The organism is Gracilibacillus sp. JCM 18860 (assembly GCF_055395245.1).
Genome location: NZ_AP043868.1, coordinates 2515049 through 2539089, shown reverse-complemented (window position 1 = coordinate 2539089; position 24041 = coordinate 2515049). Strand labels below are relative to the sequence as shown.

Genomic DNA, 24041 nt, shown 5'->3' with positions numbered 1-24041 from the left:
CGTTCTGTATTCAACAGTTTTTCTTCACTGATGCCGGAAATTGTTTCTACCCATCGACTGATTCACCAAAAGGAATTTTTCTTGTTCCTTGGTGATAGCTATGATTAGCTCGTTCACATAAATTTTGAACAAATTTATATGGCACATCACTCTCCACTTTCACAGGAAAATACTTCAAGATTGTTTTGGCTTGACATTTTATAGACTACAAATGTAATAGTATACTACAGATGTAGTCCGTAGGGTAATAAGGTATAAAATGCTTATGGTTGGTGACTGAAGAAACAAATAAGAGAGATTCAATCTAATAGAGAGAGGGTATCCATATGAGAAAAACTAGCCCACACAAAATCGGCATGCTTCTTTTTATAATGTCCATCACATTGCTGTTACTAACAATGCTAACTGCATGTGTAAATACAGACAATAAGACCGGTGCATCATCTGAAAAAGAGAATACATCAAAAGAAACGATAAATAAGAATGAAGAGTTTACACAGCTTGAAAATGAATTTAATGCCCAGCTTGGTGTCTATGCAATGGATACAGGGACGAATCAAACAATCGAATACCGACCACAAGAACGTTTTGCTTATTCATCCACCTTCAAACCATTGGCTGCAGCAATCTTGCTTGAGCAAAATAACATAGAAGATCTGGAGAAAAGCGTTACGTATACCGAAGATGATTTGGTTACTTATTCTCCGGTTACTGAGAAACATGTAGATACCGGAATGACGCTGTTAGAAATCAGTGAAGCGGCCATCCGAAAAAGTGACAACACTGCAGGGAATCTCCTGCTTGATGCTCTTGGGGGTCCTGAAAAATTTGAGCAAGCCTTACGTGACATTGGTGATGACGTTACCCAGCCCGAACGATACGAAACGGAATTGAATGAATTTATACCGGGGAATAAGCGTGATACAAGCACACCGAAAGCTATGGCCACCAATCTGAAAAAGGTCGCCATTGATGACTTTCTTTCAGATGATAAGCGGGAATTACTTATTGACTGGTTGAAAGGGAATGCAACAGGAGATGCACTGATACGTGCAGGCGCACCAGAAGAATGGATAGTTGGAGATAAAAGTGGTGCAGGCAGCTACGGAACACGAAATGACATTGCCGTTGTATGGCCACCGAACAGAGAACCAATCGTCATGGCAATTATGTCTCGGCGTGATACAGAGAATGCAGAATATGATGATGCGCTGATTGCAAAAGCTGCCGAAATCACACTGAACGCTTTAAAATAAAAAAATCGGGATAACACATGTTTTTGCATATCTTTCCATGGCGATAATGAACTCAAGTGGTGAAATGGAAGGGTTTTAACAATCTATATCTTCTCAGCCAAACTTGAAAAAAGATAAAATGAGATTACAATAAAGATATCTCATAATCGGGCCAGAATGCCTTAACAGCAAGGAAATTCAAGAGAGGTAACCAGAGGTTGCGCCTTGATGCGCGTATAACGATCTTTACTTTAACGACTCACTCCTATCATACTGGGATTGAAAGAGAAAGGGAGAGGATAACATGTTTTTTGGCGAAAAGTTGAAAAGAGAAAGAGAGAAAAGAGGTTGGTCACAAGTTGATCTCGCTGAAAAAATACATGTTAGTCGCCAATCCGTTTCAAAATGGGAAACGGGTAGGAACTATCCCAGTATCGAAGTGATTATCGATTTAAGTGATTTATTCGGTATCACCATCGATGAATTATTAAGGAGTGATGAAGAATTGAAGGAAAAAGTAATTCAAGATAGTAAGCAATTGGCGCACCCAAAATGGAAGGCATTTTTTGATGGGTTATTTTTACTAGGAGTGTTTTTATTAGTCCTCAAATTAATGATCTTAGGTTTATATCATTTTTTTGGTGCAACTATTATGATTCCAGATGGTCTGCCGAGGATCATATCTAACTTTTTGCCTTTAGCTTTAATGGTCATTGGTGGCATCGGTTCAGATAGCATGAAAAAGAAATATATGGAATAAGGTAGCCCTTAAAGAATTTCTCCGGGTAGATCATCTACCCGGAGAAAAAGATTCATCGATTTCTTTTAACAGCTTAATAATTTCATCCATAGTCAGCCCAAAGGATTTATAGTAGGACACATCTTTCCTCATTTGCTTCCTAATCATGTCATTGCGTTTTTGAAGCTTATCATCGGAGGATAGTTCGGAGACAAAACACCCTTTACCAGTTATCGTATAAATCAAACCACTTCGTTCGAGCTCTTCCCAAGCTTTTTTTATGGTAATAATACTAACACGTAGTTCTTTGGCGGCTTGTCGTATTGGAGGCAAGTTATAGCCTTGGTCAATCTCACCCATAAGAATTTGGGCGCTAATTTGTTCGAAGAGTTGCTGATAAATTGGTTTTTCAGATGTGTTTGAAATATCTATTTTCATTAAATATCCACTTTCTCAAATCGTTTAATGGCTATATTGTAGGATACAATAGTGAATACGGCAAATATGGCAATTCCTACAAGTAGAATCATTAGTTGAAGCATCGTATGATCAGCACCAGCACCATTAAACATATCATATACGAAAGAATTCTGGATTGCCAACCATTGCACACCTATAGAAAATAGTAAAGTAGCCACAACAGATGCTATCATCGCAGCACCATATTTATACGCCGTTTTGTAAAACATTGGTATAAAAATAATGTTGAAGATTCCAAGCATCACAAAACAGACTCCCCAAAAGCCCATATGTGGAGCGAAAAAAAGGTAGTCCACATTCGGGTATAAGTGAATCGTGAACAAACCAAAGATCATGGCAACCCCAATATGCAATAATTCCAAGATAACCATAACGATTACCCTTGCCTTCACCTTGTCTTTTTTGGATACAGGCAATGTCATGGTAAGCATCAGATCATTCTGTGCTTTAAATTGACCAAAAATATTCGGTACCGATATCCAAAAAAAATACTGAGGAACTAATAAATAAATCCAACCGGGAATAAGCATTAAGGCACCTAATAAAAAAGGCATTGCCAGAAACCAAGGATTGATACCTAATTTAAAGTCCTTCATCACTAAATTATACATATATATCCTCCCTTTTCGCGAAGAAAATCATAATTTCCTCCAAGGTCGGTACGGTTGCTTTGATATCGGAGGACGGGTCGAAATCCCTGAGGTGGATCAATCCTGTAAAGCCGAATGAATTGATTTTGTAGGAAATCAGCTTTTCTTTTACTTGGCTTAGCTGGCTTTCGTTACCGTTCAACAGGCGATAGGACTCCTTAAATTCTTCTTTTTCCATGCTTTGAATGATTTGGCCATCTTCGATAAACGTAATAAAATCGGCGCACTTTTCCAAGTCAGATGTGATATGGGTAGAGAAAAGAATACTGATCTCTCCATCTACTACGAGTTCTTGAAAAATATCCAACAGATTGTCTCTAGCAACCGGATCCAGTCCGCTTGTCGGTTCGTCAAGGATGAGAAGCTTCGCGCCATGGGACAGGGCAAGAGATAAGCTGTATTTTATTTTCATTCCCTCCGACAATTCGATAATTTTCTTGTTCTCGTCTAACTTGAATTTCCTCAAACAGTTGCGATAGGTCACCTCATCCCAATTCTTATAGAACTTCTTAATCCTATTGGTCAATGTCTTGATTTTGCTTCTCGTATAGAAATTCATGCCACCAACGGCGACCCCGATGTCCTGTTTCAATTCTAGCTCATGTTCGACCATATTCTTACCTAGAATATGTATTTCTCCACTATCGAGATGAATCATATTCAAGATCGATTTTATAGTGGTTGTTTTTCCTGCACCATTGGCACCGATAAAGCCCATAATATAACCCTTTTCCAGCTGAAAGGATACATCCTTTAAATGAAAATCTGGATACTTTTTGTTTAAGTCCTTCACTTCTAAAGCAATCATATGGCATCCCCTTTGTGTATATCGTATATGCACAATGTAACAAATGTGGGGATGGTTGTCAATAAATTTATAACCCTAAAATTGCGAAGTGGGCGCTATCCTTTATACGAATAAGCGCCCACTTCTTAAAAATATTAGGTTAACGTTAGGATCTATCATGCTGACTAAGGTTTATCTTCCTGCTAATCAGTTCATCCATAACCTTCTCCATAAACTTTTCCTCTTCTTTAGTAAAAGCACTAGGAAATAAATAAGGATGAAGCTCTTCGAAAGAACCATCATTATTCGCGAGCTGCTTCTTTGCTTCATCGTCTAGATGGGGCTCGACTAAAGGCTTCATCATCGACACCATGGCTTCTGTGTGTTCAAGCACCTCAGGATCACTCGGTTTTCTTCCTTCTCGAATGAATCGCTTCATTTGACTATTCCATGTGGCCATTTCCTTATCTGATTCAAGCTGGACAATGTACGAGTGTAGCTTATTATACACCGAGTCGCCCGCATGCTCATTTATCCAGCGGTTTCGTTCCTCTTCATTTTTTAAGGCGTGAATGAGTACGAGTAGGGAATCAGGATCGACGGATTCTGGCCCGGAAACAGTGCCTTGAACACGGGAAATGGTTTGTAAAACCGTTTCAATCTGTTTTCGTTTTTCTTCCAGCATCCTCGCCTGATGGTCCAGTATCTTCGAAAAATCCTGCTCAGGTTGCTTAAGATATTCGGAAATTTCCTCCAGTGACAAATCCAAAAATTTTAGCATTAATATTTTTTGAAGCTCTGCAATGGAATGGTTGTTATACTTCCGATGTCCATGTTCTGTGTACTCAGAAGGCTTCAACAGCCCAATCTGATCATAGTGACGCAGTGTACGTTCCGTGATTCCTGTTAGTTTTGCAAATTCTCCAATAGAGTATTTTTTCTCCATTGTCATTTGTCCTCACTTCCTTTCCTTTTGAACTATATCACTTGACGTTACGTCAATAGCAAGGACATTTTGAGATTTTATGTTATTGTCTAGAAATGAGCGCCTAATAACAAGGCAACTTATTAATCAAATAATCCTCTTCCAATTAAATTTGCAGTCACCGGCTCCTTCCCCAATTCACGCGACCATACCGATAATTGACCAATGTGATGGATTTCGTGAGCAATGACATGACGCATAATCTCTCCATACTTAAAGTTAATCGTCTCTCCACTAGAATTCGTTTCTGAAAGTGTCTGAGATTCTATTTCGCTTGTCCAAGATATAACAAAAGGTTTCACTTCCTTGTGGCAAAGTTTTGAAAATTCCCTCACTCTTGCTAGGCTGGCATAGGCTTCAAAAGGTGGCTCCTCGGGCTCTGGTTCACCTTTTAGACCTAAAATCCAACTGTACTCCACATCCACAATGTGAAACAAAGTGTAAAGGATAATGCCAACTCCTCCTGTTCGTTTCTTTAATAATTCTTCTTCAGGAACATCCTCACACCATGTAAACCAATCCTCACGAACTTGCCAGTTATATTGAAACAGTTTTAACATCACGACGTCCTCCTTATCATAATTTCGTATCTATACTTCTTCTTCAAAAAGCTTTAAATTCCTTTTTATTCAATATTAATTAGAGTGTTTTCCATGCCTCTCGAAAAGAAACTATTACAACGAGGTTGCCATTAATGTATAAATAAGGGATAATTTAGTAAATAGAATGGGGCGTTCTTTTGAAGAAGAGTCGTATAAAGCGGAAGGGGGATTAAATTGATTAAAAACAAATCCATGTTTTATATTTCACTCGTTTTTCTGTTCATTGCTATCCTATTAAATTTTCCTTTCCCACATTCCTATCCATTTGGGGAAGTAATTTTTATGACATGGAATATACCTGTTAGATTCGCTAATGGGCTTCATACTGTAGGAATTTTTTCTTTAGCTTTACTAATTATAGGTCTATTTTTGTTGGTGAACTCACTAAAGAAATATCGTGGCAGAATCGGATTCCTTGTTTTTTTGCTATTTATTTTTGTTCCGGGGTTTATGGTTAGTTTCTATCAAGAGAACTTTGCAACAGGGATATATGCCGTTTCCTACGCGGCTGAAGAAAGTGAGTGTAGCTTTGAAATGAAAAGCGGGGAAACTGTACATGGAGAATGTGAGCTATCCTTTATAAACTATAGCAATCATGAGGTTCCATTTACGGTTGAATTTAATGAAGACGATGATCCACCAATGTTCTCCCTTATGAATAACAATGCCCCTTATAAGATAAAGCTTGGCGCGAAAGAAACGAAACAAATAAGGATAGAAACTGATATGGATGTATCAGATATTCCATACTATATGGAAGGTGAGGTGAGTGGCGTAGATATTATTATAAGATCAAAAGGGAAGCAAAGAAATTTAGGCATTTAATCTCTGATATTATCTGGAGGTAAAGAGCAAGCCGAACGCCAAGCTTGCTCATCGGGAGTGGCTTGAAATGATGTAATGCACGACGCCCCTCCGTTTATCAGGAGAAGTCATTCGTTTAGTCTCCAATGAAAAAACTTTTTAAGCTCGGAGCAAGCACCTCCGGATCGACGTCATGTGTTTGTCCTTCCAGTGTGGACCGGCTACCTAATGGCAAAGCCTTTGTAAGTGTATCCGCTGCTTCGTGCATAAATGCGGGACTATTGCCACCATCTAGCACGAGGGTAGGAATTTTGACAGCCTCTGCATCTGCAACGGGGACCGAGCTATCACCCATAATGGCGTTATCGTATGCAAGCGTAGGTGCCAAAGCCTCCGACGTTGACCACATTGGTGACTGACGCATACCAGCGATCGCCTCGGACGGTACGCCAACCTTTTTCATGAAGAGTTCTACAGCGTCAACCCGTCGATCAGCCGAAAGTAATTCGTTAAGCGAGTTAGTGTAAGCTTCCGATTCCTTGCGGGCATCGTCTCCGAACGTAAAGGGTGGTTCATACAACGCCAGCTTTTGAATGTTATGTCCAAGGGCCACAGCTGTTTTTAGTGCCAATACCGCTCCAGACGAAATACCATACATAAACACGGAACTACCAGTCTTTTCAATAATTGCTTTTATATCCTCTATTTCTCGTTCAATCGCATATGGCTGTGTGTCACCGCTCTCACCTCGACCGCGACGGTCATACGTATAGACGGTAAACCACCTGGACAACTGTGATGCGAGCGGGCCCATTGGACCTGATGAGCTATAGCACATTGCCCCATCTACGAGAATTAGAGATGGCCCAGCTCCAATTTTGTTATAAGCAATGCGTGTTCCATCTTTTGAAATTACATTCTTCATAATTTTTCTCCTTTTGATTATTTTTTATAATTAGTCACAGGGGAAGGGCCTGATCCTAAATATTAAAGGACAATTTCGGGCAGTATCCTTTCGGTTTCGAGTAAGCTCTTCAAGTTACTCATTATAGCAGGCCATCCATTATTGATTCCTATAAATCCTTCGCCCTCATCTTTAAACGCACCTTCCGAAAGATATTCGTGTTTAAGTGTTAATTTCACACTCGACCCCATTTGCTTCAGTTCAAAAGTCACCTTCGGCATGACTTGGTACTCTGTTGCATCTTGCACACATTTTAGCGTGTAAGAAAGGAGGTGATACGGATTGCTCTTTATTACGATTCCTTGGTCTGTGATTTCTCTATTTTTGTCCAGAAAGGTAACAGCTGAGCCTTCTTCCCAATCAGATTGCAGTTCTTTACCAAACCAATATTGTTTGGTGAATTCACTACTAGTTAAAGCTTTCCATAGTTTTTCGGGTGTTGTCCGGATATAAGTCGCATAGACAAATGTAGAATTATTCACGGTTCTCTTCCTCCAAGCTATTTTTTAATTCATTCAATGATACGATGCGATGATGTTCGAATTTTTTAACCCATCGTCCATAAATTTCGCCAATAGGAGCAGTATTCAAGTAATGAAGTTTACTTCTTCCTTGCCACTCAACAATGATAAGGTTCGCCTCCTCTAATATGGTTAAGTGCTTTGTAACTGATTGGCGGGTCATATCCAAATGCCCGCATAGCTCGTTTAGCGTCTGCCCGTTCTTTTCGAAAAGCTGATCAAGCAGTTTTCTTCGATTGGTGTCAGCAAGCGCTTTAAATATCTTGTCCATCTCATCCATCTTTTCCATAATTTTATTATATGCAACCATATGACTGCATGTCAATACTAATTTTCTACAAGCCCAATCGAAGTATAGTTACACAAATACAACCGAAAGTAATGTTAGTACAATCTTTTACAGCGAGACCGAAGATGATTGTTTTTATGACTTACTTTATTTGGGTATTATAAATGATTAATTTGAAATAAGACTAAATACTTACTGATAAGAGATTTGTCAAAAATCATAGAAATATCGCTTCACTTTTTCTTTTTAGATGATAAAATGAGGATATATATACTAAAGGAGGAAAATTATGAAAAAGAATCTATCAGTCTTGTTGATTGTTTTAATGATGTTCTCTCAATTATCGTTTTCGAATTCGACCATTTTTGCAGAGAATAATACGAATCATAAAGAGGAAATTAACATCATTCTGGAAAAGGGCGCATCATTACAAGAAAGCATTATTAATGTAAGTTCCGAAAGTATATATGACAGCTTGAAAATTTCGTTACCTAATGATACGCGTCTGAATGTAGAAAAAACAAAAGCTTTAACAGAAGCAGACATGGCTCTATCCTACCATTCTGATTCTCATACAGTATTGTTAAAACCTGAAACACAACAACCATTATCTATTAAACTAGTACTAAATGATGTATTAGAAGAAAATAGGATAATGGTGGAAGGATATACAAATAATGAATTAGTAGCAAGTGAGGACTTTACTTTTTCAGTAGAGAAAGAAGCTAGTGAAAATTCAGCTAATGACTCCAATGACTCAACTTCTAAGGATACCTCTACCAATAATTCATTAGAAAAAAACGGTCAGAACACCTCGAGTAATACAAAGAATGAGAGTACAGATGATGCCAGCTCCAATGAACCTAACACGAAAGAAACCGATAATACAAAATTAACGGAGAGTAACGTTCTCAATGACAATATTTTCACTCCTTTCTCAGGTAATTTGAATGTTGATATTGATCTTTCACCAAGGAATGCCACCATTCTATCAGGTGATACCGCTGTATACGACCTTAACCTGAAATTTACTGGTTCAAGAACTGAATATACAGATGCTGAAATTGTTATTGATCTGCCTATTACAGCATTCACAAACTTTAATCAAAATGTAAGCGATTTAACGATTGATGGTGTAGTGCCAACATATGATACATCTACTCAACAATTAGTCTATTCATTTGATTCCATCGACACAGGGCGTTCTTATGAGCGCTTAGTGAAAATCAATACTGAGAATGGCGTTTCGCCAAACGGTTATGAACTAACTGCACAAGCTACCTTCAAAGCTAACGAACAGCTTCCTGTGTCTGATGATGCAATGGTTTCTATTGAAGCGTCTAGTTCAGCTAGTGTCTCCAAACAGTTCCTAAGTGTTGAAGGAGAAGGCAACAACATTCCAACACCTGGATCGAAAACCTTATGGGAGATCAAGTTAGACATACCCAAAAAAGAAAAAGGCCAAATGTTTTTAAAAGAAGGATCTCAACTGATCATTAAAGATCTACTTCCACATGGTTTGTCTTATGATTCAATGGAGTCGGGTCCAAGCCCAACACAGAATGGAGATGAATTAATATGGCAAATTGATGCACCTACGATTGATGACCAATCTACTACTGATACTTCCTTGTTTTCCCAGACACTTCAAGTGTGGTTAACTGTAGATCAAGGAACAGCAGGTACCACACAGAACAATCAAGTAGAGGCTGAGACCACATATATTGATGATTCGAACAGTACTGTTTCTGGTCAGCATCAAGTAGAAATTGTAGATTCAGAAACTGCAAATGGCGATATAGAAGGTACTTGGTATGTCCCTGTACATCTTGGACCATCAAACGGCAAAGGTGGTATTGCGCCAAATAGTAATAAAAATCCTAATCCGATTGTATATGATGATGCTTTATTAGGATTTAGTCATGGAATCGCCCCTTTGTCGGAGAGTGAGTCAGGAGATTTTCAAGGATATACCACTATTTACAGGATAGATCCTCATTTAACATTAGATAAACTTTCTACTCCAGGAGGATTTGTGTATAGACCAAATTCAAACTATCCGGCCGGAGTTCCATTAGACGAAGAACCACGATTTAATATTGTGGCATTTGTAAATGGAGAAGAACAACTACTTGTAGAAAACGCGGATCAAGGAAAAACCTATACAAGAATAGATCTAGGTTTAGCGGAATCCGATCGTGTTGACTATATTAAGTATGATTTTACGTATGCTCCATCTGGAATGCTGAATGCTGGTCGACCTAATTATTATTTCTCCGTAGAAGAAGGCTATACTGGCGAGGTTGTAAATACCTTTAATGTGTATGGGGTTGATGCAAATGGAAATTCTTTTAACTATCGATATCATCAAAATGATAGGGATACAATAGCAGGACCTCGTAGCGCTACTATTGCACCAAAACCTGATGATGAACCACCTATCGCATATGTGGGTGTGAGTTTAATGGAGCAAAATGGTGGAGAAGTTGTTAGCGGAAGTAATCGAATGGAAGTAAAGTTAACGAATTCTACTAGTTCAACATTAGCAATGCAGGAACAACTTGAGACAGTTGTTTTGATGCCACCGGGAGTAACCGTGAATGATAATCCTAACCCAGAGTATATCGATAAAGATGATCGGTCGTCTCAAAGTTCCTCTTCAGCAGCTGGGGGCGCTTATGACATACTAAGTGATAACTATAATGATAGTGGTCGTCAACTTGTTCGTATTAGGTGGAATGATCGAATATTGCGACCTGGAAACGATTTAGCAGCACAATTAGATGTTACTATCTCTGAAAACACACCTAATCATCTTTTATTTCAAGTATATGGTTTTTCTGGCGATGAACAGCTTGCAGTGCCTGAAGGACAGGGAAGTTCTATTAAGGATACTACGCTTGAGACAGATACAGAGGACTTAAACGAGAATAGTACAGTAGACGAACCAAGGCTGAAATCTGGAAATAGTTATTATATGAGTGGAGAGTACCAAATTGAATCAGAAAAGCTAGTGAAGGGCGAACTGGATGAAGATTATTCAACCTTCGGTCAAACTGTACCTGGTGGTAACATAGACTATCAATTAACATTTACAAATGTAAGTGGTAAAGATATTTCATCTATGACGTTGATGGACGTTTTACCTTCTGTTGGGGATTTGGGTATAACTGACAATGTAGATCGTGGCAGTCAATTCACCCCCACTTTAACTGGCGAAATAACGATTCCTAGCTCTTGGACAGATAGAGTGGATGTATTGTATAGTATAGCGAAAAATCCAAAACGAGATGATCTGACAAGAAATACAGACTATCCAGACACAACGGAACAGCTTAACAATCCTCCAGATGCACAAGATCCAAACTGGATGGAAGCTAGTGAGGTTAGTGATTGGTCAAGTATCCATTCCTTTAAAATTCAATCAAAAACGGATACAGATTGGCTTGAAGGAGAAAGTATAACGATTTCCTTTTCCATGGTAGCTCCAACTGCACAAGAAGTGTCGGAAGATATTTTAAATGGGAATATAGAACCGACGTCACGTGCAGCATGGAACTCCTTTGCTATAGCTACAGATAATGGACAACCTGTTGAGCCATTACGAGTTGGTGTCTATATGAATTATACTAATTCCGTATCACTTTTAAAAAGAGCAGAGGACGGTACAGAATTAGAAGGTGCAGAGTTTAAACTTCTAGATAGTGCAGGAAATGAAATAGAAACAGGTTTAGTTACGGATAAGAATGGTGAAATAATTGTAGAAGATCTACTGTTAGGAGAGTATGAGTTTATAGAAACAAAAGCTCCAACCGGGTATCAATTAGATAGTACACCTATTTCTTTTAGTGTGGAGGCTTCGCAACAAGAGCAAATTGAGGTGGTTGCAGAGAATACGCCGGTCCCTGGTTCCGTAACCTTGACAAAAGTAGGAGAGGAAGGGGAAGCATTAGAAGGTGCAGAGTTTACGTTATTAAATGAGGCCGGTGAAGAGCTTCAAACAGGGTTAACTACAGATGAAAACGGCACACTGCTGATCGAAGAGCTTAAGCCAGGCAAATATCAACTAGTAGAGACCAAGGCACCATTTGGGCATGAATTAGATGAAACACCTATCGCCTTTGAAATCGTCTTTAATCAAACGGAAACTCTACAGCTGATGATGGAAAACGAACAATCCACTGGAGCTGTAGAATTGACGAAGACAGGGGAAGATGGAAAAGCATTAGAAGGCGTCCAGTTTGAGTTACAGGATGAGGAAGGCAGTACACTTCAAGAAAATTTAGTAACGGATGCGGATGGAAAATTGGTCGTGCAGAAGTTGAAGCCAGGGAACTATCAATTCATAGAAACAAGCACACTCCCAGGCTATGACATAGACACTACTCCTATTCCTTTTGAGATTGCACTCGGACAAACGGAAGCGACAGAGGTTAGTTTTGAAAATCCTTTAACACCTGGTTCCGTAACCTTAACAAAAGTAGGAGAGGAAGGGGAAGCATTAGAAGGTGCGGAGTTTACGTTACTAAATGAGGCCGGTGAAGAGCTTCAAACAGGGCTAACTACAGATGAAAACGGCACACTGCTGATCGAAGAGCTGAAGCCGGGCAAATATCAACTAGTAGAGACCAAGGCACCATTTGGGCATGAATTAGATGAAACACCTATCGCCTTTGAAATCGTCTTTAATCAAACGGAAACTCTACAGCTGATGATGGAAAACGAACAATCCACTGGAGCTGTAGAATTGACGAAGACAGGGGAAGATGGAAAAGCATTAGAAGGCGTCCAGTTTGAGTTACAGGATGAGGAAGGCAGTACAATTCAAGAAAATTTAGTAACGGATGCGGATGGAAAATTGGTCGTGCAGAAGTTGAAGCCAGGGAACTATCAATTCATAGAAACAAGCACACTCCCAGGCTATGACATAGACACTACTCCTATTCCTTTTGAGATTGCACTCGGACAAACGGAAGCGACAGAGGTTAGTTTTGAAAATCCTTTAACACCTGGTTCCGTAACCTTAACAAAAGTAGGAGAGGAAGGGGAAGCATTAGAAGGTGCAGAGTTTACGTTACTAAATGAGGCCGGTGAAGAGCTTCAAACAGGGCTCACTACAGATGAAAACGGCACACTGCTGATCGAAGAACTGAAGCCGGGCAAATATCAACTGGTAGAGACGAAAGCACCATTCGGCTATCAATTAGATGAAACACCTATCGCCTTTGAAATCGTCTTTGATCAACAGGAAACATTACAACTTACAATGGAAAACAACTATATTCCAAGTACGTTCGAATTAACAAAACTTGGAGAATATGGGCAATTATTAGAGGGTGTCGTATTTGAATTACAGGATAGCGAAGGCAAAACCCTTCAAGAAGGTTTAACGACAGATGGGCAAGGAAAGCTAACGATTGATGATCTTGATCCTGGTAGTTACCAGCTAGTCGAAACAGAGACAATCCCAGGATATGATTTGGATTCGACACCGATTGCTTTTGACATTGGATTAGGCCAGACAGAGGTTTCAGAAGCTAGTTTTGAAAATCCTTTAACTCCGGGTTCTGTAGAATTAAGAAAAGTAGGAGAAGAAGGAGAAGCATTAGAAGGTGCGGAGTTTACGTTATTCAACGAGGCAGATGAAGAATTGCAAACAGGTTTGATCACGGATAAGGACGGTAAGCTACTTATCGAAAATTTAAAGCCAGGCAATTATCAACTGATAGAGACGAAGGCACCATTCGGCTATCAATTAGATGGAACACCTATCGCCTTTGAAATCGTCTTTAATCAACAAGATACCTTACAGCTGACGATGGAAAACGAACAATCCACTGGAACTGTAGAATTGACAAAGACGGGGGAAGACGGAAAGGCATTAGAAGGCGTTCAGTTTGAGTTGCAGGATGAGGAAGGCAATACCTTGCAAACAGGACTGGAGACCAATTCTAGTGGTAAGCTTTTGGTTAGTAATCTGAAACCTGGGTATTACCAATTTGTGGAGAGTAAAAGTTTACCCGGTTATGATTTAAATATGGATCCTATTGAGTTTGAAATTACCTTCGGTCAAACAGAAGTTACAGAAGTGAATGCGGTGAATCCACTGTCTACCGGTGCAGTTGAACTAACCAAAGTAGGAGATGCAGGTAATGGTTTAGCTGGAGCAACGTTTGAGTTGCAAAATGAACAAGGAGAAACGCTGCGAAATGATCTTGCTACAGATGAAAGTGGAAAGTTAGTAATCGAAGATTTGAAACCAGGATTTTATCAACTAATAGAAAATGAGGCACCTTTCGGTTATGAGCTAGATAGTACACCGATTCCATTTGAAATTGATTTTAATCAAGAAGAAATACTAAGCCTAACAGTGGAGAACATTATGTCTACTGGTTCGGTTGAATTAACAAAAATAGATGAAGAGACTGGAGAAACATTAGCAGGTGCTGTCTTTGAACTTCAACAAGAAGGAAAGGTGCTGCAGGAAGACTTGAAGACAGATGAAAATGGAAAACTTTTTGTAGAGAACTTAAAGCCAGGTACCTATCAATTTGTCGAGACGGATGCTCCTCATGGATATCAGATAGACAGAGCACCTATAACATTTACGATTGATTTAGGGCAAAGTGAGACCTTAGCTATCACTACCGATAATGCTATTGTAAAAGGGGATTTTGAGTTAACTAAGGTTGATTTTGACAATCAAGCATTACCTTTAGCGGGAGTGAAGTTTGAATTGCAAGATGCAGAAGGTCATACAGTAAGAGAGAATCTTATAACAGGAGAAGATGGTAAGCTATTGATCAAGGATTTACGCCCAGGCGAATATTTGCTGAAAGAAATAGGGCCATTAAAAGGTTATCTCGCACATGCACCAGTATCATTCACGATTGATAGAGGCCAATTAGAAGCAAAGAAAATAAAAATAACGAATACACAAATTCGTTCTGGTGTAGAACTTTTGAAGGTAGACAGTAAGGATAAGGAAAGTACACTACAAGGTGCCGAATTCATGCTTAAAAATGAGAAAGGCCAAGTTGTCGCTCAAAATCTTATTACAGATGAAAATGGTATGATTATAGTGGATCATTTAAAGCCTGGAGTGTATTACTTTACAGAAACAAAAGCCCCTGCAGGCTATGTGTTAGATAATTCACCAATTAAATTTACTATTGAATTAGGCCAAGCTGATCGAACGAAAGTAGAAGTGCTAAATCAAATAAAAGAAAATGGTGAAGGAACTAATCAAGCAAGCTTACCTGCAACTGCAACAAATATATTTAATTATATGTTATTTGGTGGCATTTTGGTGATTGGGGGAATTATCACTTTCGTGTTCTATCGCCGTAGAAGACAATAATTTTAATGGATATCATTAAAAAATAAACCAACACCATGGAAAGCAGATCAAAGCACCTCTTCTATCAGATAAACGATGGAAGAGGTGTTTTTAAAATTGAGCTTAGAAGTTACTATTCATTCATAGTTAGAAGGAATGTAATGAGTTATACAGACCCAATAGAATTAGTTTATTCCAATGTGAGGAGGGAATAATTACTATATACAAAAGGAGTGAACATAGGATGTCTAAAAAAAAGATTGTTATATTATGGATAATGCTATTTATAATTTTTATGCTTGTAGCCTGCCAAAAGCAGCAGACTGATGCCAATTCAGAACAGTCTACTCTGGCCAGTCAAGATAGTTCAGACGATCAAACAGATGAAAATAATGAAACCACAGATGGTGACGATGGCAGTAGCAGTAGCAATGAAAAAGGAACTCAGAAGATTCAGGAAACGGTCTATTCCTCTGAGGTTGAGGCAAGGGCTACATTAGATGCTTATCGCAAAGTTGATCAAACCAATACAGATCTAGGACATGGTATTAAAGCATTTACCGAAGGCGCAGCAGGGCATGCTTACACTTCTTGGACTGAGGGTAACTGGTATATCGAAGTAGACTTTCCATCAAACCCAGCATATACCATCGAAAATTATGAGGACGGAAAGGATTTGTCCGAGGAAGTTGTTAACTATTTGGAAGAACATTATCTCCCAGCCCCGGATAAAAGAGGTACAATCGAGATCAATGGATTTAAAGAGCATCCAGAAACTATCATTAAATGGCAGGAAGGTAGCAACGTTTATAAAATTGACAAGAAAACATCTAAACCTTTAGATGTTCTTCAGTTAGCTGTAAATTCAGATTAATAGAATTTTCTTGGTATAATCAAGGTTATATAATTTTGCGACTAGGATAATTGATTACTAATCGTATTCTTGAGTCATTGCCCAAATTGATAGTTAAACAAAATATAAACCATAAACAGCATTTGTGCTTCCTTTACATGGGAATCATTTACTGTTAGCTCGTAAATAGACCCACTTACTCGTTCACCTCTCGCAATCTTAGAATCTCTAACGATAATTTCTGTTACAGACCTTATGCTTAATGATTGGTAGTGATATGTATTTCCTTTATATTCTAAATAAAGGCTTTCCTTTAATTTCCCCATGTTCTTCAGAGAGTAATCTGTTTTAACAGTACCGATCACTTCATTATTAAGATAAATAATCCATTCATTGTTTCGACGAATCCTTGTTTCATTTTTTCCTTTAAAAACTATTTCCTCCCCGTTGGATAAGGAAAAGGTAAGGTTGAGATACCATAAACCTGGGTTATTCATGATATCTGCAACGACGCGTTTCCACCATCTGTTATAAAAACGCTGGTATGTTCCAATTAGCTTTTTTCCGTGATACATCTTCTTTTTAGTAGTGGAAACACGATCCCCTAATCGTGTGACAAGATCTCTTTCACCCATTCTCGGTTCGTAATTACGATCTTTATTGTACTGCCACTTCATGATGAAATATACGAGGATAGAAGCAATGGGAAATAGAAGTAATAGGAATAGTTGATCTAGCTCAAACTCGCCAATAATAATAAAGCGAAGAGAAAGTCCAATAAATCCAAAAATAAATAGTATGAGTAAATTACTCAAAAAATACATCCTTTCTATTTGGCAATTGATGGAATGACTTCGAGTCCACTCTACTATATATTTACGAACATTCCCAATGAAAGTTTCAGTCCTTGAATCAATTCATATGCGAAATATACTCCAATGCTGTGGTCCCATAAACACTCTTAAAATGTTTATTTAAATGGGCTAAATCAACAAAGCCACATTCCGCAACAGCTGTATAAATATCACGATGTTCTTCGATTAATGCCTTGGCGCGCTCCACCTTACAGTTAAGAAAGTATTGATAAGGGGAAATACCGGTATGGGATTTGAACAATCTAATAAACTGGAATTTCGATAGCCCAAGCTCTTTACATAATTCATCAAGCTTTAGCACATTTTCAATGTTGGCATGAAGCATTTCCTTTGATTTTCGTATCAGCACATTATCTTTTTTCGTATCTGCAGCAAGGTTATTTCGCATCATAAGACTATCTGTCAAAGATAGGAACCATTCACTACATAACGCCTCATCTTTTTCATTTAAAATCGCATGAGATAGACGCAGTATTTTTTGTTGGATATTCACATCATACACAACAGGGGTGGAAAAATGAATCAAATCCTTCTTTTCCGTTGCTTCAAAGAGTAATTCGGGATCAATGTATAGCATAACGTAGTCCAGCCCTGTTTCATCATGGGCCATACCATCATGTGCCTGTTCTGGATTAAATAGCATCACACCATTTTGATAGGACAATTGCAAGCTACCGTCCATGTTAAAGTGTTGAATACCACGTAAGGTAACCCCCATCGCATATTCCTTATGGGAATGTTTTTTATAGGAAAATTCAGAAATGCTTGCTGACAATGCCGTAATACCAGCAGCTTTTTTATAAATAAATTTGTCCAAATCAATCACCTCTACATCCAGATCATCACTGCAGAATAAGCTAAAAATAATGCCATCACTACATTCACTATTTTACTATGTTTCTGTAAAAACGTCCTGAAGATGGAACCGAAGAGCAGCCATGTTATAAATGCCAAAAATCCAATAATCGTGATTACGATAACACCAATGGTTAGCGCAGATGGCGCTTGTGTGTACGGTAGAATAAAGCTAGGGATGACCGTCATACAAAAAAGTAGCACCTTCGGATTTAAAAACTGCATCAGGAAGCCTGATAGAAAGGTGCCGGTATCGTGTACCTTTCGGTTGGAGGCATCTGATTGATAGATTTGATAGGCAAGATAGAGCATATAAAGTGTTCCAATGACCTGCATGAAAATTAAAATCTTAGGAATGACCGTAACAAGTAATGTATTTAGCATCGCAGAGAGACCGAGTAGTAAACCAAAGGCAATCGTAGCCCCGTAAGTATATCTCAGTGCTTTTTTCGTCCCTGATTGATGAACGGTCGATAATATCACAATATTCGTAGGTCCAGGGGTAAAGGTCACAATAAAACAATATGTTAAAAAAGATAGGATATTCATAAGGATAACTCCCTTCCGTGTTTCTTCTGTTATTTTACAGTGAAAGAGGGAAGGGGTTATAGTATATTATTGCAGAATTAAATCTCAATAGTTAATTCGGCTTCTGAATATAACACTGCTCTTCCAGCAATTTTCACTCGAGTATCCTCGTATTTACAATATAGCGTCCCACCTCTATCTGATATTTGTCTCGCCACCATTTCCTTTTTCCCTAGTCTATTCGACCAAAGCGGAATTAAACTACAATGTAAAGAACCTGTTACGGGGTCTTCCTTTACCTTTAGCTTAGGAAAAAAACCTCGAGAAACAAAATCATAGTCTCTCCCTTTCGCTGTTACACAAACCCCCAATCCATCTGGTAATGCTTCTAATTTGGCAAAGTCAGGACTTATGTTTCTCACTTCTTCCTCCGAATCTAATACGAAAATAAGATCTCTATTTAAGAATGCTTCTTTTGGCACGATTCCCAGAGCATGGATCATTTCTTCAGAAACCTCCATCTCTTCGGAAGGAACAGCAGGAAAGTCCAATTCATATAAATTATCTTGTTGATTTACAATTAACTCCCCACTGATTGTGCGAAACTTCACTTGATTGGATTTCCTTTCATGATTATTTAATAATATAAATGCTGTTGCTAATGTAGCATGACCACAAAGATTAATTTCTGCTCCAGGTGTAAACCATCTCAGTCCATAATGTGTTCCTTCCTTTACGGCAAATGCTGTTTCTGAGAGGTTATTCTCCATCGCTATTTTCTGCATGAGCTCATCCGAAATCCAATCCCTCATGATACAGATGCCTGCTGGATTTCCTTTAAATACCTTTTCTGCAAAAGCATCTACTACGAAATATTTCATTTCATTCCCTCCAGTGTTATACTATTTTTAATCATTTGCAGTTATTTTACATCTACAAAGGTATAACACTCAATGGCAGAGTATAACACTTAAAGGAGATAAACTCATGCACATAGAAATACAACGTAATGCTGTCATGTCCATTACGAATCAAATATATCATTCTGTTCTCGATCAAATACGTTCTGATTTCTTAGAAGAAGGATCGCCTCTACCATCTGTTCGCAAGCTCTCAAAACAGCTTGGTGTAAGCTTAGTTACAGTAGTGAAAGCCTATCAAAAGCTAGAACAGGATGGATTTATCACATCTGTTCAAGGGAAGGGAACTTTTATAAAAAAGACAAAAAAGGAAGTGGTAGAAGGGAAGAAAGGGAGCAGTTCATACGATTGGCAACTGTCAGTAGAAGATTATTTACCAAGGTCTCAATTTGCTCGCTTTCATCAAGTACCAGAGAAAATCCATCTTTCCTCTTCTATGATCGATCCTGGACTTTTACCTAATCGATACTTAGAACAGGAAATTCATCGCATGCTTTCTAAAAATCCAAGGGTTCTATCGAAATATGGGGAGATCCAAGGTGATAAGGCACTTAGGCAGGCAATGGTGGAGTATTTACAGAAAATGAACTTGTCGACAGATCCGGAAAATATTTTAGTGACAAGTGGTTCACAGCAAGGAATTGACCTCATTGCTCGTACTTTTGTTGGCCCAGGTGATGTAGTAGTGATGGAAGCTCCAACTTATCCAGGAGCTATTGATGTGTTTCGCGGTAGAGGTGCTACCATTCTAACTGTTCCAGTTGATAGTGAAGGAATGAGGGTGGATTTACTGCACCATTTGTGTGATAAATATAAACCAAAAATCATTTATACTGTTCCTACATTTCATAACCCTACTGGGGCCGTAATGCCGACTAAGCGTCGTAGAGAGATTCTTGAAATTGCCGAAAGTACGCAGAGCTTAGTCATTGAGGATGATCCTTGCAGTGAAATCTATTTTGAAAGAAAGCCTCCAGCAGCCATGAAAAGCCTTGATAAAGAAGGACATGTCATTTACTTAAAAGGCTTAAGTAAAATATTAGCACCGGGTTGTAGAATAGGAATTTTAGCAGCCTCTGGTTCTATATTCAAACGTTTATTAGCTGCGAAAGCTAACACCGACTTAGGAAGTCCCTTATTAACGCAGAAAGCCATCATTCCATTTATTACTTCCAAAAGAATGATGGATCATTTAAAAAAATTAAGAATAGCTTTAAAAATTAGGCGGGATCTTGTTCTGGATATTTTGTCACAACACGCACCTGAAGAAGTTTCTTGGTTCCTACCAAAAGGAGGATTAAATATATGGCTCACTCTCCCTTCTTGGATGGACACCAATCACTTCTTAGTCGAAACAAAAAAAGAACAAATCACTTTTTTACCGGGAGTAGCTTGTTATCCAGCAGACCAAGAGAATCATCATTTGCGGTTGAGCTTTTCTTATATGAATGAACAACCATTAACACAAGGAGTAACCACCATTTGTCATCTCCTGCAATCAGCTGTTTATTTGAAGAACAAACAAGGTAGCTCTCCTCACTTTTGAAAAGAAAAGCCCTTTGGATAACGCTTATCCAAAGGGTTCCATTATTTAGTCTATTAACCCATATTTCAAAAAGCTATTCCAGATCCCAGCCTCATCATGTGTATCGGTCACATCATCTGCTGCTTGCTTTAAGGCTTCCTTGGCATTGCCCATCGCAATTCCGTGCTGTACGTATTCGATCATTTCTAAATCATTCATCCCATCTCCATAGGCAAAGGTATCTTTCTTATCTATGTTTAGATGCTCCAGCAATTTGGCGATGGCTGTAGCTTTATGAATTCCTGGAATCGAGAGCTCACCACTATTTTCTCCAAATAAAGGAACTGTACTACGAATGACGGTAAATGTTGAAGCAAATTCCTGCTCGATTCGCTCAAACGGGAGATCAGATGCTAAGAAGGAAATCTTGTTAATATCCTCTCTGATTAAATCCTGATCATCGATTAAAGTATCATGAAATGGTTGTAGTCCTTTTTCGACTTCTTCCTTTGCCGCGGGCCTTTCCTTGACATAATCCTCGATAATCGAATGAAGGTGCTGCTTACAGTTTTTGCTCGCAAATAGACCACCATTGGACTCTAAATAAAAGTCGACGCCATGTTCATCAAAGAACGCTACAAGCTGCCGTACATCCTCAGCCTTGACATTCTCATGGAAAATAACCTCTTGATTCACTTCCATATATCCACCAGCTGCCCCAATGATCCCATCAAAGCCAACTTCTAATATGTCGTCAAATAGCTCTGCCTTCGAGCGACCTGTACAGATAAATACGAGATGCCCATTTTCTCTTGCCTTCTTTACCGCAAGCCTTGCTGATTCTGGAATCACGCCATTATCATTTACGAGTGTTCCGTCTATGTCCATAAAAATAACCTTTGTCATATTCCCACCTGCTAACTTTTTGTCTATTCTTGATCGATTAGAAAAAATGAAACAAACACCTCGATCCAGTGAGGTGTCTGATCTCTTTTATATTAACACATCATCAATTACTTTTAACTCTTCCTCTGTAAAGGTTAAGTTCTGTAATGCCTTCACATTTTCCTCGATTTGACTGACACGACTTGCACCGATTAATGCCGAGACAACCGTTTTCTCCTGCAATACCCAGGCTAGTGCCATTTGGGCAAGTGATTGTCCACGCGATAGGGCCAAATCATTGAGGCGTTTAATTTTTTGTAGTACATCAGAGGATATATCCTTTGAATTGAGGAAAGGAATATATTCTTTTGCCGCTCGTGAATCCTTAGGAATGCCATTTAAATATTTATTGGTTAAAAGTCCTTGTGCTAATGGTACATAGGCAATACAGCCAACACCATGCTCCTCGAGTACATCTGTTAATCCTGATTCAATCGATCGATCTAGCATTGAATAAGCGGCTTGATGTATAATAAATGGTGTCTTTTGTTGTTCGAGAATTTCCACTGCTTGTTTGGTTTGTTCTGCATTATAGTTGGAGATTCCGACATATAAGGCTTTTCCTTGTCGGACAATGTGATCGAGCGCGGCCATTGTTTCTTCAAGGGGTGTTTCCGGATCTGGTCGGTGGTGATAAAAGATATCGACATAATCAAGACCCATTCTCTGTAAGCTTTGATCTAGGCTAGAGATTAAGTATTTCCGTGATCCCCAGTCTCCATACGGACCATCCCACATTCGATAGCCAGCCTTGGTCGAAATAATCATCTCATCCCGATAGGCAGAGAAGGTTTCCTTCAAAATTCGCCCAAAATTACGCTCCGCTATACCTGGTGGTGGACCATAATTGTTCGCAAGGTCAAAATGGGTAATTCCTAAATCAAATGCCTTCATCAGCATTCTACGCTGATTAGCAATCGCATCCTCGCCACCGAAATTATTCCACAAGCCAAACGAAATAGCCGGTAGCTTAATTCCAGACCTCCCACAACGATTGTATGTCATTTCATGATAACGCCTTACCTTCGCGATATACTGCATCGACATTCCTCCCTGAAAAATTTTTCTAATAGCCTACTTCTACGGCGGCATTGACAATATACATCAGATCATTCTTGTCCTCTTTATCCTCTAAGACAATACCTGAAGTTGTCGCCATTCCTCCATCGATTACTTCGACCGTAACTGTACCATAAGGAATCTCTGCTTTGACTTTCTCGATGTCGACTTTCTCCTTGTCCATTGGTACAGCCAATCGGACATTGACCTTCATATTATGTAGATCCTGTTCTGGTAAGTAATCCTTAATCCCTGGCATCGAATTATAATGAATGGCGTTTTCTACCGCCCGTAAGCAAGCTTTCGTCACATTCTGACCATGGACATCAATTCCTGTCCCTGTTTCAATAAAAATGATTTTCTCCATGTAATCGCCTCCAGTTACAAATGGAGTGCATCGTTTTCGTTATGACTCCTACTTATAAGATTAAGGTAAAAGTGGGGGAAAAGCAATTTGCGTGATTCGTGTATGGGATGGGAATTTGCTACAATAGCAATATGAATGTTAACGGAAGGGAAGTTATTAGCAAGTGAAAATAACGATCATAGCGGTTGGAAAATTAAAGGAGAAATATTTAAAACAGGGTATACAAGAGTATATGAAGCGATTAAGCGCATATGCCAATATGGAAATAATCGAAGTCCGCGACGAAAAAGCCCCAGAAAACATGAGTAAAGCAGAGCAAGAGGAAGTCAAACGCAAAGAAGGCGAGAAAATATTGTCGAAAATTCCCCGAGATGCGTATATTATTTCCCTGGAAATAAAGGGCCAAATGATCACCTCCGAGAAATTTGCCGAAAAATTGGAGCAGCTTATGATTCATGGGAAGAGTAAAATTGTGTTTGTTATTGGTGGATCCCTTGGGTTGAGTGAGGAAGTTAGGCAGCAAAGTGATTATGCATTGTCTTTTTCCAAGATGACGTTCCCGCATCAGTTGATGAGACTGGTTTTGGTGGAGCAGGTTTATCGGGGGTTTCGGATTTTGAAGGGGGAACCTTATCATAAGTAGCTATTGGCTTTCTTGATATAATTCGAAGAACACTTGGGTGTGGTTTTTTAGTTGGAAATCCTTTTAAGTGCATAAC

At 38.9% G+C, this 24041-nt stretch carries 22 protein-coding genes; 7 read left to right on the top strand and 15 right to left on the bottom strand.

Features of this window, described 5'->3' with window-relative positions; all coding sequences use genetic code 11:
* The first annotated feature begins 326 nt into the window (after positions 1-326).
* Entirely contained in the window at positions 327-1256 is a 930-nt protein-coding gene (gene bla / locus ACZ5R4_RS12785) for a class A beta-lactamase (RefSeq protein ID WP_464367445.1), read from the top strand.
* 283 nt (positions 1257-1539) lie between these two features.
* Positions 1540-1995, top strand: coding sequence for a helix-turn-helix domain-containing protein (locus ACZ5R4_RS12780; protein ID WP_464367444.1), 456 nt, complete (start codon positions 1540-1542; stop codon positions 1993-1995).
* Between the two features lie 30 nt (positions 1996-2025).
* Here the strand turns inward: ACZ5R4_RS12780 and ACZ5R4_RS12775 are convergent, their stop codons facing one another.
* The 5 genes from ACZ5R4_RS12775 to ACZ5R4_RS12755 all read right to left on the bottom strand — a co-directional run bounded on the left by ACZ5R4_RS12775 (position 2026) and on the right by ACZ5R4_RS12755 (position 5436).
* Positions 2026-2412, bottom strand: coding sequence for a GntR family transcriptional regulator (locus tag ACZ5R4_RS12775; RefSeq protein WP_054860764.1), 387 nt, complete (start codon positions 2410-2412; stop codon positions 2026-2028).
* A complete protein-coding gene (locus ACZ5R4_RS12770) occupies positions 2412-3065 on the bottom strand; it encodes an ABC-2 transporter permease (protein ID WP_464367443.1) in 654 nt (217 codons plus the stop codon). Before ACZ5R4_RS12770 ends, ACZ5R4_RS12775 begins: the two co-directional genes overlap by 1 nt.
* The gene (locus ACZ5R4_RS12765) at positions 3058-3912 is read right to left on the bottom strand and encodes an ABC transporter ATP-binding protein (RefSeq protein ID WP_464367442.1); all 855 of its coding nucleotides are present in this window, start codon (positions 3910-3912) and stop codon (positions 3058-3060) included. The genes ACZ5R4_RS12770 and ACZ5R4_RS12765 overlap by 8 nt, the downstream gene beginning before the upstream one ends.
* A gap of 145 nt (positions 3913-4057) precedes the next feature.
* The gene (locus ACZ5R4_RS12760; protein ID WP_464367441.1) at positions 4058-4843 is read right to left on the bottom strand and encodes a MerR family transcriptional regulator; all 786 of its coding nucleotides are present in this window, start codon (positions 4841-4843) and stop codon (positions 4058-4060) included.
* 116 nt (positions 4844-4959) lie between these two features.
* On the bottom strand, positions 4960-5436 hold the full coding sequence (locus ACZ5R4_RS12755; RefSeq protein ID WP_464367440.1) for a DinB family protein: 477 nt from the start codon (positions 5434-5436) through the stop codon (positions 4960-4962).
* A gap of 216 nt (positions 5437-5652) precedes the next feature.
* On the opposite strand from ACZ5R4_RS12755, the gene ACZ5R4_RS12750 reads away from it, so the two are divergent.
* Positions 5653-6303, top strand: coding sequence for a hypothetical protein (locus ACZ5R4_RS12750; RefSeq protein ID WP_464367439.1), 651 nt, complete (start codon positions 5653-5655; stop codon positions 6301-6303).
* Between the two features lie 115 nt (positions 6304-6418).
* Here ACZ5R4_RS12750 and ACZ5R4_RS12745 read toward each other — a convergent pair whose 3' ends face one another.
* The 3 genes from ACZ5R4_RS12745 to ACZ5R4_RS12735 form a co-directional block, all read right to left on the bottom strand.
* Positions 6419-7207 (bottom strand): alpha/beta fold hydrolase, encoded by a 789-nt coding sequence (locus tag ACZ5R4_RS12745; RefSeq protein ID WP_464367438.1) that lies wholly within the window; start codon positions 7205-7207, stop codon positions 6419-6421.
* Between the two features lie 62 nt (positions 7208-7269).
* Positions 7270-7728, bottom strand: coding sequence for an SRPBCC family protein (locus tag ACZ5R4_RS12740; protein ID WP_464367437.1), 459 nt, complete (start codon positions 7726-7728; stop codon positions 7270-7272).
* Positions 7721-8077 (bottom strand): ArsR/SmtB family transcription factor, encoded by a 357-nt coding sequence (locus tag ACZ5R4_RS12735; RefSeq protein WP_347835822.1) that lies wholly within the window; start codon positions 8075-8077, stop codon positions 7721-7723. The genes ACZ5R4_RS12740 and ACZ5R4_RS12735 overlap by 8 nt, the downstream gene beginning before the upstream one ends.
* A gap of 268 nt (positions 8078-8345) precedes the next feature.
* Between ACZ5R4_RS12735 and ACZ5R4_RS12730 the strand changes: the two genes are divergently transcribed.
* Together ACZ5R4_RS12730 and ACZ5R4_RS12725 are read left to right on the top strand one after the other, a co-directional pair.
* Entirely contained in the window at positions 8346-15416 is a 7071-nt protein-coding gene (locus tag ACZ5R4_RS12730; protein ID WP_464367436.1) for a SpaA isopeptide-forming pilin-related protein, read from the top strand.
* A gap of 256 nt (positions 15417-15672) precedes the next feature.
* Complete coding sequence (locus ACZ5R4_RS12725) at positions 15673-16269, top strand: hypothetical protein (protein ID WP_464367435.1); 597 nt, start codon at positions 15673-15675, stop codon at positions 16267-16269.
* Positions 16270-16343: 74 nt separating this feature from the next.
* Here the strand turns inward: ACZ5R4_RS12725 and ACZ5R4_RS12720 are convergent, their stop codons facing one another.
* From ACZ5R4_RS12720 to ACZ5R4_RS12705, 4 genes are all read right to left on the bottom strand, one after another.
* Positions 16344-17063: a tubby C-terminal domain-like protein gene (locus ACZ5R4_RS12720; protein ID WP_464367434.1), complete on the bottom strand. Its 720-nt coding sequence runs from the start codon at positions 17061-17063 to the stop codon at positions 16344-16346.
* A gap of 97 nt (positions 17064-17160) precedes the next feature.
* Positions 17161-17940 carry an AraC family ligand binding domain-containing protein gene (locus tag ACZ5R4_RS12715; RefSeq protein WP_464367433.1) on the bottom strand — a complete coding sequence of 260 codons (780 nt, stop codon included), beginning with the start codon at positions 17938-17940 and terminating at the stop codon, positions 17161-17163.
* A gap of 11 nt (positions 17941-17951) precedes the next feature.
* Positions 17952-18527 carry a LysE family translocator gene (locus tag ACZ5R4_RS12710; protein WP_277680094.1) on the bottom strand — a complete coding sequence of 192 codons (576 nt, stop codon included), beginning with the start codon at positions 18525-18527 and terminating at the stop codon, positions 17952-17954.
* A 77-nt stretch (positions 18528-18604) separates the two neighbouring features.
* Positions 18605-19387, bottom strand: a complete 783-nt coding sequence (locus ACZ5R4_RS12705) for a PhzF family phenazine biosynthesis protein (RefSeq protein WP_464367432.1) — start codon at positions 19385-19387, stop codon at positions 18605-18607.
* A 106-nt stretch (positions 19388-19493) separates the two neighbouring features.
* Here ACZ5R4_RS12705 and pdxR point away from each other — a divergent pair, with 106 nt between their 5' ends.
* Positions 19494-20972 (top strand): MocR-like pyridoxine biosynthesis transcription factor PdxR, encoded by a 1479-nt coding sequence (gene pdxR / locus ACZ5R4_RS12700; protein ID WP_464367431.1) that lies wholly within the window; start codon positions 19494-19496, stop codon positions 20970-20972.
* 45 nt (positions 20973-21017) lie between these two features.
* On the opposite strand, the gene ACZ5R4_RS12695 is transcribed toward pdxR, so the two are convergent.
* The 3 genes from ACZ5R4_RS12695 to ACZ5R4_RS12685 form a co-directional block, all read right to left on the bottom strand.
* On the bottom strand, positions 21018-21857 hold the full coding sequence (locus ACZ5R4_RS12695; RefSeq protein ID WP_464367430.1) for a Cof-type HAD-IIB family hydrolase: 840 nt from the start codon (positions 21855-21857) through the stop codon (positions 21018-21020).
* Positions 21858-21944: 87 nt separating this feature from the next.
* On the bottom strand, positions 21945-22937 hold the full coding sequence (mgrA, locus tag ACZ5R4_RS12690) for an L-glyceraldehyde 3-phosphate reductase (protein WP_277680090.1): 993 nt from the start codon (positions 22935-22937) through the stop codon (positions 21945-21947).
* 25 nt (positions 22938-22962) lie between these two features.
* Positions 22963-23322, bottom strand: a complete 360-nt coding sequence (locus ACZ5R4_RS12685) for a Lin0512 family protein (protein ID WP_054861303.1) — start codon at positions 23320-23322, stop codon at positions 22963-22965.
* 163 nt (positions 23323-23485) lie between these two features.
* Here ACZ5R4_RS12685 and rlmH point away from each other — a divergent pair, with 163 nt between their 5' ends.
* The gene (gene rlmH / locus ACZ5R4_RS12680) at positions 23486-23965 is read left to right on the top strand and encodes a 23S rRNA (pseudouridine(1915)-N(3))-methyltransferase RlmH (RefSeq protein WP_464367429.1); all 480 of its coding nucleotides are present in this window, start codon (positions 23486-23488) and stop codon (positions 23963-23965) included.
* Positions 23966-24041 lie beyond the last annotated feature (76 nt).

Coding starts and splice junctions, on each gene's coding strand:
- bla (WP_464367445.1), top strand. CDS start 327: ATGAGAAAAACTAGCCCACACAAAATCGGCATGCTTCTTTTTATAATG.
- ACZ5R4_RS12780 (WP_464367444.1), top strand. CDS start 1,540: ATGTTTTTTGGCGAAAAGTTGAAAAGAGAAAGAGAGAAAAGAGGTTGG.
- ACZ5R4_RS12775 (WP_054860764.1), bottom strand. CDS start 2,412: ATGAAAATAGATATTTCAAACACATCTGAAAAACCAATTTATCAGCAA.
- ACZ5R4_RS12770 (WP_464367443.1), bottom strand. CDS start 3,065: ATGTATAATTTAGTGATGAAGGACTTTAAATTAGGTATCAATCCTTGG.
- ACZ5R4_RS12765 (WP_464367442.1), bottom strand. CDS start 3,912: ATGATTGCTTTAGAAGTGAAGGACTTAAACAAAAAGTATCCAGATTTT.
- ACZ5R4_RS12760 (WP_464367441.1), bottom strand. CDS start 4,843: ATGACAATGGAGAAAAAATACTCTATTGGAGAATTTGCAAAACTAACA.
- ACZ5R4_RS12755 (WP_464367440.1), bottom strand. CDS start 5,436: ATGTTAAAACTGTTTCAATATAACTGGCAAGTTCGTGAGGATTGGTTT.
- ACZ5R4_RS12745 (WP_464367438.1), bottom strand. CDS start 7,207: ATGAAGAATGTAATTTCAAAAGATGGAACACGCATTGCTTATAACAAA.
- ACZ5R4_RS12735 (WP_347835822.1), bottom strand. CDS start 8,077: ATGGTTGCATATAATAAAATTATGGAAAAGATGGATGAGATGGACAAG.
- ACZ5R4_RS12730 (WP_464367436.1), top strand. CDS start 8,346: ATGAAAAAGAATCTATCAGTCTTGTTGATTGTTTTAATGATGTTCTCT.
- ACZ5R4_RS12725 (WP_464367435.1), top strand. CDS start 15,673: ATGCTATTTATAATTTTTATGCTTGTAGCCTGCCAAAAGCAGCAGACT.
- ACZ5R4_RS12710 (WP_277680094.1), bottom strand. CDS start 18,527: ATGAATATCCTATCTTTTTTAACATATTGTTTTATTGTGACCTTTACC.
- ACZ5R4_RS12705 (WP_464367432.1), bottom strand. CDS start 19,387: ATGAAATATTTCGTAGTAGATGCTTTTGCAGAAAAGGTATTTAAAGGA.
- pdxR (WP_464367431.1), top strand. CDS start 19,494: ATGCACATAGAAATACAACGTAATGCTGTCATGTCCATTACGAATCAA.
- ACZ5R4_RS12695 (WP_464367430.1), bottom strand. CDS start 21,857: ATGACAAAGGTTATTTTTATGGACATAGACGGAACACTCGTAAATGAT.
- mgrA (WP_277680090.1), bottom strand. CDS start 22,937: ATGCAGTATATCGCGAAGGTAAGGCGTTATCATGAAATGACATACAAT.
- ACZ5R4_RS12685 (WP_054861303.1), bottom strand. CDS start 23,322: ATGGAGAAAATCATTTTTATTGAAACAGGGACAGGAATTGATGTCCAT.